Source organism: Lysinibacillus sp. JK80, assembly GCF_027557635.1.
GTDB classification, from domain to species: Bacteria; Bacillota; Bacilli; order Bacillales_A; family Planococcaceae; genus Lysinibacillus; species Lysinibacillus capsici.
The window spans coordinates 4,436,325-4,448,258 of the sequence record NZ_CP058997.1; the positions used below are offsets into that span (position 1 = coordinate 4,436,325).

General features: G+C 38.1%; 14 protein-coding genes and 1 pseudogene. 1 reads left to right on the plus strand and 14 read right to left on the minus strand.

What is annotated here, in order from left to right; all coding sequences use genetic code 11:
- The first annotated feature begins 48 nt into the window (after positions 1–48).
- The gene (locus tag HXV90_RS22280; protein WP_269898033.1) at positions 49–654 is read left to right on the plus strand and encodes an ankyrin repeat domain-containing protein; all 606 of its coding nucleotides are present in this window, start codon (positions 49–51) and stop codon (positions 652–654) included.
- A 258-nt stretch (positions 655–912) separates the two neighbouring features.
- Here HXV90_RS22280 and HXV90_RS22285 read toward each other — a convergent pair whose 3' ends face one another.
- The 14 genes and pseudogenes from HXV90_RS22285 to HXV90_RS22350 form a co-directional block, all read right to left on the minus strand.
- Positions 913–3,969 (minus strand): sensor histidine kinase, encoded by a 3,057-nt coding sequence (locus HXV90_RS22285; protein WP_269898034.1) that lies wholly within the window; start codon positions 3,967–3,969, stop codon positions 913–915.
- A gap of 237 nt (positions 3,970–4,206) precedes the next feature.
- Positions 4,207–4,599: a 30S ribosomal protein S9 gene (rpsI, locus tag HXV90_RS22290; protein ID WP_004233744.1), complete on the minus strand. Its 393-nt coding sequence runs from the start codon at positions 4,597–4,599 to the stop codon at positions 4,207–4,209.
- Between the two features lie 25 nt (positions 4,600–4,624).
- Entirely contained in the window at positions 4,625–5,062 is a 438-nt protein-coding gene (gene rplM / locus HXV90_RS22295) for a 50S ribosomal protein L13 (protein WP_004233742.1), read from the minus strand.
- Between the two features lie 178 nt (positions 5,063–5,240).
- Positions 5,241–5,981, minus strand: a complete 741-nt coding sequence (gene truA / locus HXV90_RS22300; protein ID WP_066038306.1) for a tRNA pseudouridine(38-40) synthase TruA — start codon at positions 5,979–5,981, stop codon at positions 5,241–5,243.
- A 13-nt stretch (positions 5,982–5,994) separates the two neighbouring features.
- Positions 5,995–6,792 (minus strand): energy-coupling factor transporter transmembrane component T family protein, encoded by a 798-nt coding sequence (locus HXV90_RS22305; protein WP_004233739.1) that lies wholly within the window; start codon positions 6,790–6,792, stop codon positions 5,995–5,997.
- Positions 6,789–7,661, minus strand: coding sequence for an energy-coupling factor ABC transporter ATP-binding protein (locus HXV90_RS22310; RefSeq protein WP_269898035.1), 873 nt, complete (start codon positions 7,659–7,661; stop codon positions 6,789–6,791). The genes HXV90_RS22305 and HXV90_RS22310 overlap by 4 nt, the downstream gene beginning before the upstream one ends.
- Positions 7,637–8,482, minus strand: a complete 846-nt coding sequence (locus HXV90_RS22315) for an energy-coupling factor ABC transporter ATP-binding protein (RefSeq protein WP_115673256.1) — start codon at positions 8,480–8,482, stop codon at positions 7,637–7,639. The genes HXV90_RS22310 and HXV90_RS22315 overlap by 25 nt, the downstream gene beginning before the upstream one ends.
- A 426-nt stretch (positions 8,483–8,908) precedes the next feature.
- The gene (gene rplQ, locus HXV90_RS22320) at positions 8,909–9,289 is read right to left on the minus strand and encodes a 50S ribosomal protein L17 (RefSeq protein WP_008181938.1); all 381 of its coding nucleotides are present in this window, start codon (positions 9,287–9,289) and stop codon (positions 8,909–8,911) included.
- 57 nt (positions 9,290–9,346) lie between these two features.
- Entirely contained in the window at positions 9,347–10,291 is a 945-nt protein-coding gene (locus tag HXV90_RS22325) for a DNA-directed RNA polymerase subunit alpha (RefSeq protein WP_004233733.1), read from the minus strand.
- Between the two features lie 139 nt (positions 10,292–10,430).
- Complete coding sequence (rpsK, locus tag HXV90_RS22330; RefSeq protein ID WP_004233731.1) at positions 10,431–10,820, minus strand: 30S ribosomal protein S11; 390 nt, start codon at positions 10,818–10,820, stop codon at positions 10,431–10,433.
- A gap of 25 nt (positions 10,821–10,845) precedes the next feature.
- The gene (gene rpsM / locus HXV90_RS22335; RefSeq protein WP_004233729.1) at positions 10,846–11,211 is read right to left on the minus strand and encodes a 30S ribosomal protein S13; all 366 of its coding nucleotides are present in this window, start codon (positions 11,209–11,211) and stop codon (positions 10,846–10,848) included.
- Between the two features lie 24 nt (positions 11,212–11,235).
- A complete protein-coding gene (gene rpmJ / locus HXV90_RS22340) occupies positions 11,236–11,349 on the minus strand; it encodes a 50S ribosomal protein L36 (protein WP_000868344.1) in 114 nt (37 codons plus the stop codon).
- Between the two features lie 37 nt (positions 11,350–11,386).
- Entirely contained in the window at positions 11,387–11,605 is a 219-nt protein-coding gene (gene infA / locus HXV90_RS22345; protein ID WP_004233690.1) for a translation initiation factor IF-1, read from the minus strand.
- An 86-nt stretch (positions 11,606–11,691) separates the two neighbouring features.
- Positions 11,692–11,769, minus strand: a pseudogene (locus HXV90_RS22350) (type I methionyl aminopeptidase); the annotation flags it as partial.
- Between the last annotated feature and the right edge of the window lie 165 nt (positions 11,770–11,934).

Here is an 11,934-nt window from a genome sequence, read left to right on the forward strand (position 1 = left end):
TACAATTAGTCATTTGGCTGTTTTAACCAAAGAAAAGTGGGTGGAAAAATGAATAATCAATTAATACTTTCAGCAGCGAACGGTGATACTGATAAAGTATTAGCACTTCTACAAAAAGGCATCAATATTAATACAACGGATCAGAATGGAAGAACCCCTGTCTTAGCTGCCACTTATAATAACCAGGTGGATACTGTGAAGGTGCTCATTCAACATGGTGCTGATATTAATATTAGAGATAATAACCTTGAGAACGTACTTTTACATGCAGGGGCATCAGGCTATTTAGAAATCGTTAAACTTGCCATATCTGCAGGGGCAGATACAAAGCTAACTAATCGCTTTGGTGGAATTGCCATCATCCCTGCATCCGAACGTGGACATGTTGAGGTGGTCCGAGAGCTACTTAATCACTCGGACATTCATGTCAATCACATTAATAATTTGCATTGGACAGCTCTATTGGAGGCAGTCATATTAGGCAATGGCGGGGAGAAACATCAAGAAATTGTGCAATTATTGGTGGATCATGGTGCTGATATAACTATTGGAGATCAAGATGGTGTCACACCATTGCAGCATGCAAAAAAACTAGGCTTTTATGAGATTGAGCAAATTTTAAAAGAAGCTGTACCCGAACGAAATAACAGTTAACACTATAGGAGATTTTTTCATATACTTTTCTAGATGGCCTCACTTCGGAATTAGCTTACCTGTTGCATCAATTTCACCTGCAATTTCAAAAGAAATAACGTTAAGCAATCTTTGGGTTACTTCACAGATTGCTTTTTATGATGGAATGACAAAAAGACTCTTTCCTCGAAAGTAGAAAGAGTCTTAGGATAGATGTTTTGTCTGCCTCTGACTCCGTAAAGACCAAATCATCTTTAAACGGTACGCCATTTGTAAAGGTTACGAATTCTCTTCTGGTAATAGAATAATAACAGTAGTTCCTTTTCCTTCTTCACTATATATACGAAAACTGGCATTTCTCATAAGCTTAAATTTTTTCAAAGGATTCGTAAATCCAATACGTGAGTTTTCTTCATTTACTAATCGTTGCAACTTTTCTTCTGAGATACCGACCCCATTATCATAAATTTTAATACGTATAAATTGACCTTCTCGTTGCACACTCACCTCAATAGTACCACCTTCTTTTTTCTTCGAAATCCCGTGAAAAACTGCATTTTCAACTATAGGCTGAATTGATAATGCTGGAATCAAAGATTGAATGGACTCATCAATATCATACGCAACTGTAAGACGATCACCAAAGCGCATTTTTTCAATATAGAGATATGCTTTTACAAGATCTATTTCATCTTCTATTGAAACCATGCTGTTACGATAATGGACATTTAGCTTGGCACGGAAATAGGTGGCTAAACTGTATAACGCCTCTCGTGTATTCTCTATATTTGTATAGCTTAAGCCGATGATAGTGTTAAGTGTATTGTAGACAAAATGAGGAGTTACTTGCGCATATAAATAATTCATTTCATCTTCAATCGCATCAATGGAAGATTGTCGAACCGCTAGTAATGATTGAATACGCACTAGTAATTCATCCATCGCAATCGGTTTTTGCAGATAATCATTTGCCCCAACTTGTAAAGATAACACTAAATCCGAATGCTGCATAATTGCTGTTAAAACAATAATCGGTAATTCCAACATATCGTATTGCTTTCGTACTTGTTTGCATAATTCATAGCCTGACATACCATTCATCATTAAATCGACTAACATACAATCTACTTTATGTTTCTTTATATAATCTATCGCATCAAACCCATTATCTACTCCAATAACGGTATAGCCTTTTTGAATTAATGCGTCCACTAGTACTTTTATATTCACATGATCATCATCAACAATGAGTATGGCTTTGTCATTACCTTTATGCAGTAATGGTAAATCTAGCTGTAGTATAGTATTATCTGCTCGATTGCCTATCTGTTGTTGTGTTTCAATATCTAGTTTTTCGAGTGTGGCAAGTGGCACCGTAAAAGTAAAAATTGTTCCAACACCTAATGTACTTGTTACATGAATTTCCCCATTTAACTGTTCTACTATATTTTTTGAGATACTTAATCCTAATCCAAGTCCCCCACTTTTTTTACCTTTCTTTACTTGATAAAAGGAATTAAAAATTCGATCTAAGTCTTGTGATGATATACCAATTCCAGTATCGCTTACTTGTATTTCCATATAATCATTACGTACACTAGCTAAGACTGTAATTTGTCCATTTTTTGTATGTTGCAGAGCATTATAGAGTAAATTATAAAGCACTTGTTTCAATCGTAATTCATCTGTATACATATGGGGTAAATTAGAATCTACTGCACTCATTAACCTTATGGATGTATCACTCGACATTAAACTACGAATTTCCTCAATTACTTCATCAATTACGCTTATCGGAACAACACGAGGGATAACACGAACTTCTCCGGTCATATGATTCGAAGAAATCAATAAATCCTCTACTAAATAACCTAAACGTTGCGCGACATTATGTATTAAAATGACATTTTCTTGTTGCTCACGCTTTAAAGGTCCTTGTATACCTTCCATTAATGATTTGGATATATTTAAAATACCATTTAAAGGCGTACGTAATTCATGAGACGTTTTCAATAAAAACTCATCCTTCATTTGATTATGCATCAAAAGCTCTTCCGATAACGCTTGAACTTCCTTAAAAGAAGTATTTGCTCGGAAGCTAAGCAGAGATGCAAAACTATAGAGTGTAAAAATAAACAATAATTGTTCACTATACACCATAGGTATATCAAAAATGTAATACATTACCATTAAAAAAGTATAACAAGTAAGAGATACTAAAAGAATTAGAATATAACGTGAGCCATCTACACCTTTCATAAGCACACGTAATAGCACAAACACATTATAAAGCCCAACTGGAATAAAAATTACTGCAAAGATTATTTGGGAAAGAACTAGATTTTCTATTGGTATAATCATACTATTTTTTGTCATCGGGTTGTAAATCCCATAGATAAAAAAAAGTGAACCTAACAAAATACTAATAATATAAATCGCTTTTTTCCTCATAAACTCCGGATACAAATAATAGAGAAATAATGCTAAACAAACATCAACCAGTGGTAAAATCCCTAATTGTAAACGTACTTGTTCATTTATAGTTAAATGTGTAAAAATAAGGAAAAATACTTTTTCATTTGTAAACGACATGTACAGTCCGAATAATATAGTGAATAACCCCAAAAACAATTCTTCTTTACGCTTCCGATTTTGACTATACGATATAATATAAATTGCACCGAATACAATATAACCAATACATACAAACGATTCTGCTAAAATTTTCATGCTAAAATCTCTTTGAATAGCTTCCTTTGTTCCAAACTCAATAGGAAAAGTAATACCAGCTTTTGGATAATTATAATTCCCCACATGAATTACTATATCAAGCATTAGATTCTCACTTGGTGCAAACACCGTATATTTATCATCATTTTCGAACTTAAAGTCCTTTAAGGTTTCACTCGGATTCCCCTTACTACCTACATCTTTTCCATTTATGAAAACACGGTTAGATTGACGAATTGAACGAATGTATAATCCATATTCCCCTTCAACTGGTACATTTATCTTAACATGATACGTTCCTACAGTAAGCCCTTCCTCATTTGGTTCTACAAAGCTATTCCAAGTAGCTGGTACCTCAATTGGTATTTTCTCGCTCTCGTACGCGTCGAATGAATCGCTTGATGCTATTAAGATATTTGGATAGAAAGACCATTCTCCATCTAGTTTTAAAATAGTCTTTTCTTGTAGTTCTTTTTCTTCAATCGTAACGATCCCATTCTGCGCAATCGGCTGACTACTACTAACAAAATACTCTCCATTGCCAATAAAGTATACGATAATAAATAGCATGATAATGGCCAAAGTAATGCTAATATTTTTTTTCACTATCACCCCTCCCCTACTTGAACACAATTATATATAACATCAAACTATCAGTTAGTTAGAATGAAATCCATTATGCAATATGACTTTCACCTGTATTTCATTAGTCCTCTTAGGCATCCTATCATAGGGCTGTTAAACAAATTCTGAACAAATCATATTGTTTTTGTTATCGACGTAAAAAAAGCTCCTCTCAAGTAAACCTGAGAAGAGCTTGAAATCGTTGATATAACAACGATATTAACGTTTTGAGAACTGAGGTGCACGACGAGCGCCGCGTAGACCTGGTTTTTTACGTTCTTTCATGCGTGAATCACGAGTAAGTAATCCAGCTGATTTTAATGCAGCACGGAAATCTGGGTCTACTTGAAGTAGAGCACGAGCGATACCGTGACGAACAGCACCAGCTTGACCAGTGTATCCACCACCGTTAACGTTTACGTGGATATCATAGCTTCCTGTAGTTTCAGTAGCTACTAATGGTTGTTTAATTACTTCGCGTAATGCAGCGAATGGTACGTATTCTTCGATTTCACGTTTGTTGATAACAATTTTACCTGTACCTGGTACTAAACGTACGCGAGCTACAGAGCTTTTACGGCGACCAGTGCCGATGTATTGAACTTGTGCCAAAGTAATATCCTCCTCTTAATTTATATTATCCGCGAAGCTCGTATGCTTCTGGTTTTTGTGCAGCATGTGGATGCTCTGTTCCAGTGTAAACATTAAGTTTAGTGAACATTTTGCGACCTAAAGAGTTTTTAGGAAGCATTCCTTTAACTGCTAATTCGATCATTCTTGTTGGGTACTTATCTAGCATTTCACCAGCAGTACGTGTTTTTAAACCACCCGCAAATTGAGTGTGGTGACGGTATAATTTACCCTCTAATTTGTTACCAGTTAAATGGATTTTGTCAGCGTTGATGATGATTACGTGATCACCTGTGTCAACGTTTGGTGTGAATGTTGGTTTATGTTTACCACGTAAGATTGCAGCTACTTCAGAAGCTAAACGTCCAAGAGTTTGGCCTTCTGCATCAACTACTAACCATTTACGGTCTACTTCGTGACCTTTAGCCATGAATGTTGTACGCATGTATATATCCTCCTAATCGATTCGATTACCGTTATTTTTCATTAGACTACACTATAAGTTTCGGGGCTTATTTGTGGTGGTAATGAAAATACCATCTGTTATCATATAATGAATGACTTTTAAAGTCAAGCAATTTCATTAAACACCTGGTGAAGTTGTTCAGAATTGTAGAACGCCACTAATAGAACACTTTTTCTAAGTATAGCCCTTGTGGTGGAGCGGTTTTTCCCGCCTTATCACGATTACCTGAAGCAACTACATGGGACACATTGTCAATCTTACGTCGACCTATCCCAACCTCCCAAAGAGTACCTGCAATAATACGTACCATATTATATAAGAAGCCATTCCCTTCAATCACCATATGTAGCTCTTCACCATGCCATTCAAATTGTAACAATGTTACTGTGCGTACTTTATCTTTTACGCTTGTATTCGCCGCGCAAAAACAAGAAAAGTCATGTGTACCAATAATAGCCTTAGCTGCCTCTTGCATCGCCTCTACGTTAGGTTTGACCCCATTTGTCTCCACAGTATAATATCTGCGGAATGGACTTTGGATAGGCTCACAAGACCAAATATAGCGATATCTTTTTCCAGCCACATCGTAACGCGCATGAAAGTCATGTGCCACTTCCTCAACCGATAATACACGAATATCTCTTGGCAGTTGCACATTCAAAGCCTTACTATATTTTTCTGCTGGAATGGCAAGTGGTGTGTCGAAATGCAATGTTTGCCCTGTCGCATGTACTTTAGCATCTGTACGACCACTTGCGGTTACCTTTACCTGTTCTCCCTTATGCATAATAGCTAGAACACGCTCAAGCTCAGCCTGCACTGTGCGTTCACCTGGCTGCACCTGATAGCCCGAAAAAAGTGTGCCATCATAGCTTATAATTACTTTTAATCGTCGCATATAGCCTACTCCTTTAACTTCTATAGAAGAATAGCAATACGCCTATTGCTACTAATAACACAATCGCAAATGTGTCCCCCATATCCCATTTTAACCTACGGTACCTAGTGCGTCCTTCACCACCACGATAGCCTCTTACTTCCATCGCTGTTGCTAAATCCTCAGCCCGTTTAAATGCACTGACAAAGAGAGGCACAAGCAATGGTACTACTGCCTTTATACGGTCCTTAATTGGCCCAGATGATAAATCAGAGCCTCTTGCCATTTGTGCCTTCATAATTTTATCCGTCTCATCCATTAAGGTTGGAATAAAGCGTAATGAGATGGACATCATTAAAGCCAATTCATGTACGGGTACTTTTATTGCTTTTAAGGGATTCAGTAGAACCTCGATACCATCTGTAATGGAAATCGGTGATGTAGTTAACGTTAAGATTGACGTCATAAATACTAATACTAGAAAACGAATTGAGATAAATATTCCCCGCCTAATCCCTTCGTCATAAATCGTAATGAATTTTGATTCAAACACAGGGACGCCTTCCTTCGTCATGAAAATATGGAGAAGGAATGTGAAGGCCATCAAAAAGAGTACTGGTTTGAGTCCATTTATTAAAAAGTATAGACGAATGCGCGATACTAATACAATCAGTAGCGTGAATGCGAGTAACATAGCATATGTCACGGTATTATTGGCTAAAAACACAATAATAATAAAGGCGAACACAAAGATCAGCTTTGACCGTGGATCAAGTTTGTGTACAGGTGAATCACCAGGTAAGAAGCGACCAAAGATCATTTTTTCCATCATGACTCTGCACGCTCCTCTCTAAGGGCTTGAGCAATTTCAGCAGCAAGCTCTTCCTCTGTTAAGCAAACCTTAGACAAGGAATGCCCCATCATGTGCTCAATCTTTTGCTGAAAGCGGACAATACGTGGTGGCTCTAAACGGAATTCCTTTAATGTTGCAACATCTTTAAAAATAACTCGTGGTGATCCACTTAAGACATTCTTCCCTTCATGCATAATCACAATATTATCTGCATATCGAGCTGCATCCTCCATACTATGGGTTACTAGAATGGTTGTGAGATGACGTTCTTGATGGAGCTGATAAAACATATCCATAATTTCCTTTTGACCACGTGGATCAAGACCTGCTGTTGGTTCATCTAAGACAATAACCTCAGGGTCCATCGCCAAAACGCCTGCAATCGCTACTCGACGCATTTGACCACCTGATAAATCAAACGGTGATTTATCCAAAACGTTATCTGGCAAACCGACTAAGCTGACAAGTTCTCTTGCACGAGCTTCAGCCTCCTCCTCTGATATACCAAAGTTCATTGGGCCAAACATAATGTCCTTCAACACGGTTTCTTCAAATAGTTGATGCTCTGGAAATTGAAAGACAATGCCGACCTTTTGTCTTACAGCTTTTAAATCCTTTGCTTTTTTCCCAGCTACAATAAGACGATCCCCTATATGTACTTCTCCTGAAGTAGGTCTTAGAAGTGCGTTAAAATGCTGCAAAATCGTTGATTTCCCAGAACCGGTATGGCCAATTATCGCTTGATAAGTATGAGATGGAATGTCAAAATCCACATCGAATAATGCCCGTTTTTCAAAGGGCGTTCCTTGTGCATAGGCATAGCTTACTTGTTGAAGTTTGATGTCCATAAATCATTCACCAACTCTTCTTCTGTCATATGTTGCCCCATTAATGGAACACCTTCCTTTTGCAATAGCTTTGATAACTTCAAGGCAAATGGCAAATCTAGTCCAAATTCAACTAGCTTGTCCCCAAGTGCAAAGATTTCAGCAGGTGTACCTTCTGCAAATTTCTTACCATCATTCATAAAAAGAACACGATCCGCTAACATTGCCTCTTCTAAATCATGGGTAATAGATAAAACTGTTAATCCTGTTTCTGCACGTAATGTTTGAACCGTTTGTAACACCTCTGCACGCCCCTGAGGATCTAACATGGATGTAGCCTCATCTAAAATTAAAAGCTTCGGCTTTAATGCAAGTGCCCCAGCAATGGCTACACGCTGTTTTTGTCCACCAGATAAATGATGTGGCTCATGGTCTAAAAACTGACTCATTTTTACCTGTTCGAGTGCCGCATGTACACGTTTTACCATTTCTTCAAAGGGGATACCGTTGTTTTCCAAGGCAAATGCTACATCATCCTGTACCGTTGCTCCAACGAATTGATTGTCAGGGTTTTGAAAGACCATTCCCATTAAGGAGCGAGATTCCCAAAGATTTTCTTCATTCAAGGGTTCTCGCAAAATTCGTACATCTCCCTGTTGAGGAAACAATAAACCATTCATCAGCTTGGCAATAGTGGACTTACCAGAACCATTATGTCCTACTATAGCAATCCACTCACCTTCTTCCACAGCAAAGCTAACATTTTCAACAGCATTACGACTATTTGGATTTTCTGGTGTATATGAAAAAGTTACATTATTTAAAGATAAAATTTCAGGCATATCTAGAACTCCTCTCCCTACGCTCAGCTCTACTAATTAACTTACACTTTTTTATGTATGAATTCTACTACAATCCGTATGTCGATAAAAGAAAAATACTACAATAACAACTCAAATTGATATTGGTTTAATAAATAACAAAATAACACCCATATATTAAAAAAAGCACCACAAATTGGCGCCATCTAATCTAATAAAAAAGCGCGCACCTCATTCGATAGAAATGCGCTAGTCGTTACATTTACAAGAAATATGGGTGCTCAAGCCCTTATTTCTCCTGAATGAGGTGCGGAGAGCTAAACGAGACGCCACACTAATAAGTGTCCGCTCATCATAACGCTCAGCTTAATTATTTGTCGTATAAATCATTTATAAAGAAAGAGGGTGGTGATTCCCACCCTCTTCACCACAAGTTTTCTCTTATGATTAAACTAGTTCAATCACAACAACAGGTGCACCGTCGCCACGACGAGGACCTACTTTAAGAATACGAGTGTAACCACCTTGACGCTCAGCATAACGTGGTGCAACATCATCAAATAACTTTTGAAGTGCAAATGATGTTGATTCGTTACCTTCTGCATCAGTCGTTGTTACTAGTTCACGACGGATAAATGCAGCAGCTTGACGGCGTGCATGTAAATCTCCGCGTTTACCTAAAGTAATCATTTTTTCAACAGCTTTACGTACTTCTTTAGCGCGAGCCTCAGTAGTTTCGATACGCTCGTTGATGATTAAATCAGTAGCTAAGTCACGTAACATCGCTTTACGTTGAGAACTTGTACGACCAAGTTTTCTGTAACCCATGGATGTTTCCCTCCTTTATAGAAAAAAATCTGATCTTGTTAGTTGTGTTTAAATCGCTTAGTCTTCTTTGCGTAATCCTAAACCAAGCTCTTCTAACTTCGCTTTTACTTCTTCTAATGACTTGCGTCCAAGGTTACGAACTTTCATCATGTCGTCTTCTGATTTATTCGCAAGTTCTAGTACTGTATTAATACCAGCGCGTTTTAAACAGTTATAAGAACGAACAGAAAGATCAAGCTCTTCGATAGTCATCTCTAAAACTTTTTCTTTTTGATCTTCTTCTTTTTCGACCATGATTTCAGCAGTTTGTGCCTCATCTGTCATGCCAACGAAGATGTTAAGATGCTCGGTTAAAATTTTTGCTCCGAGCGAAATCGCCTCTTTCGGACCGATGCTGCCATCTGTCCACACATCAAGAGAAAGTTTGTCGTAGTCAGAAGACTGACCAACACGAGTATTTTCCACTTGGAAATTGACGCGTGATACTGGAGTGTAAATAGAGTCGATCGGGATCACGCCGATAGGAAGATCCTCACGTTTGTTTTGATCAGCAGGAGTGTAACCACGGCCGCGTTGTGCATACATACGCATACGTAAATGACCGTTTTTAGCGATTGTTGCAATATATAGATCTGGGTTTAAAATTTCTACGTCACTGTCATGTGTAATGTCAGCAGCCGTAACTGTACCATCGCCTTTAACATCAATCTCAATAACTTTTTCTTCGTCAGAGTAGATTTTAAGAGCTAGTTTTTTCACGTTCAAAATGATTGAAGCTACATCTTCTACTACGCCTTCTACAGTTGAGAATTCGTGAAGAACACCATCAATTTGAATTGAAGTGACAGCAGCTCCTGGTAATGAAGACAGAAGGATACGACGTAAAGAATTACCCAAAGTGTTTCCATATCCGCGTTCAAGCGGTTCTACAACAAACTTTCCATATTTGGAATCTTCGCTGATCTCCACCGTTTCAATCTTTGGTTTTTCAATTTCGATCATTTTATTTACCCTCCTTCAAAACATCGAATGTATAGGTTCTTTCCATCATAGATTCGATCGTCAATGACGTATCGTTTATTATCTGCACAAGACAGTCTGTACAAAAAATGATGTTCTCATACAATATGAGACGCACCCATTACACGCGACGACGTTTTGGCGGACGGCAACCATTATGAGGAACTGGAGTAACGTCTTTAATAGCAGTTACTTCTAAACCAGCAGCTTGAAGTGCACGAATAGCAGCTTCACGACCAGCACCAGGACCTTTAACAGTTACTTCCAACGTTTTCAGACCATGTTCAAGGGATGTTTTAGCAGCAGTTTCTGCAGCCATTTGAGCAGCGAATGGTGTAGATTTACGTGAACCACGGAAACCAAGAGCACCAGCACTTGACCAAGATACAGCGTTACCTTGCATATCTGTAATCGTTACGATTGTATTGTTAAATGTAGAACGAATGTGTGCGATACCAGATTCGATATTCTTTTTCACACGACGTTTACGAGTTTGTTGTTTACGAGCCATGTTAAGAAGGAACCTCCTTTACCAATTATTTTTTCTTGTTCGCAACTGTTTTACGAGGACCTTTACGCGTACGCGCATTGTTCTTCGTATTTTGACCACGAACAGGTAAGCCACGACGGTGACGGATACCACGGAATGAACCGATTTCCATCAGACGTTTAATATTTAATGAAGTTTCGCGACGTAAGTCACCTTCAAGTTTGTATGAATCTAATTGTTCACGGATTTTGTTTAACTCATCTTCAGTTAAGTCGCGTACGCGTGTATCTTCTGAAATACCTGCATCAGCTAGTACTTTCTGAGCTGTAGTTTTACCAATACCGAAAATGTACGTTAATGAAATTACCACGCGTTTGTCGCGAGGAATATCAACACCAGCAATACGTGCCATGTACGTTGTGCACCTCCTTTAGAATTAACCTTGTTTTTGTTTATGTTTAGGATTTTCACAGATTACCATTACTTTACCGCGTCGGCGAATTACTTTACATTTTTCGCAGATCGGTTTCACAGATGGTCTCACTTTCATCTAACCTAACCTCCTTAGTAGTCCGGAGCGCAAAAGATTATTTAAAACGGTATGTGATACGACCGCGAGTTAAATCATAAGGAGATAACTCAATAGTAACCTTATCTCCAGGTAGAATACGGATAAAGTGCATACGAATCTTACCAGATACGTGTGCTAGAATCACATGTCCATTTTCTAATTCTACCTTAAACATCGCGTTTGGCAAAGTCTCAACAACTGTCCCTTCGACTTCAATTACATCATCTTTCGCCATCTACTCTGTCTCCTCTCTATATGCAAATTAAAGTTCTCATCGTTACATCAAACGGATATCTGCTGCAACTTTAGAAGCAACCTCGTTTCAACATATGTTTGGATTGTATGAGAGATGTTTGAAAGACGCTCGTCTGGTTTCGCTTCACACAATCCACGGAATATACAGAACCAGTAAGGGCACTGAATCTCCCATGTTTACACGAATACCGGAATGTCTTGGATGAGATATTCATACCCGTTACACAGATGCTTCCACGAAACCCATTATACTCCTCCAAAAGGTATGTTGCACTTTTAAGAAGAAATATATACCGGGCACAATATGCT

What these genes read in the sequence shown, in the direction of transcription:
- truA (WP_066038306.1), bottom strand. Translation starts at nt 5,981, where the DNA reads ATGCGACGATTAAAAGTAATTATAAGCTATGATGGCACACTTTTTTCG.
- rpsM (WP_004233729.1), bottom strand. Translation starts at nt 11,211, where the DNA reads ATGGCACGTATTGCTGGTGTTGATATTCCTCGCGACAAACGCGTGGTA.
- HXV90_RS22325 (WP_004233733.1), bottom strand. Translation starts at nt 10,291, where the DNA reads ATGATCGAAATTGAAAAACCAAAGATTGAAACGGTGGAGATCAGCGAA.
- infA (WP_004233690.1), bottom strand. Translation starts at nt 11,605, where the DNA reads ATGGCGAAAGATGATGTAATTGAAGTCGAAGGGACAGTTGTTGAGACT.
- HXV90_RS22315 (WP_115673256.1), bottom strand. Translation starts at nt 8,482, where the DNA reads ATGCCTGAAATTTTATCTTTAAATAATGTAACTTTTTCATATACACCA.
- HXV90_RS22310 (WP_269898035.1), bottom strand. Translation starts at nt 7,661, where the DNA reads ATGGACATCAAACTTCAACAAGTAAGCTATGCCTATGCACAAGGAACG.
- rplQ (WP_008181938.1), bottom strand. Translation starts at nt 9,289, where the DNA reads ATGGGTTACAGAAAACTTGGTCGTACAAGTTCTCAACGTAAAGCGATG.
- HXV90_RS22305 (WP_004233739.1), bottom strand. Translation starts at nt 6,792, where the DNA reads ATGATGGAAAAAATGATCTTTGGTCGCTTCTTACCTGGTGATTCACCT.
- rplM (WP_004233742.1), bottom strand. Translation starts at nt 5,062, where the DNA reads ATGCGTACAACATTCATGGCTAAAGGTCACGAAGTAGACCGTAAATGG.
- rpmJ (WP_000868344.1), bottom strand. Translation starts at nt 11,349, where the DNA reads ATGAAAGTGAGACCATCTGTGAAACCGATCTGCGAAAAATGTAAAGTA.
- HXV90_RS22280 (WP_269898033.1), top strand. Translation starts at nt 49, where the DNA reads ATGAATAATCAATTAATACTTTCAGCAGCGAACGGTGATACTGATAAA.
- rpsK (WP_004233731.1), bottom strand. Translation starts at nt 10,820, where the DNA reads ATGGCTCGTAAACAACAAACTCGTAAACGTCGTGTGAAAAAGAATATC.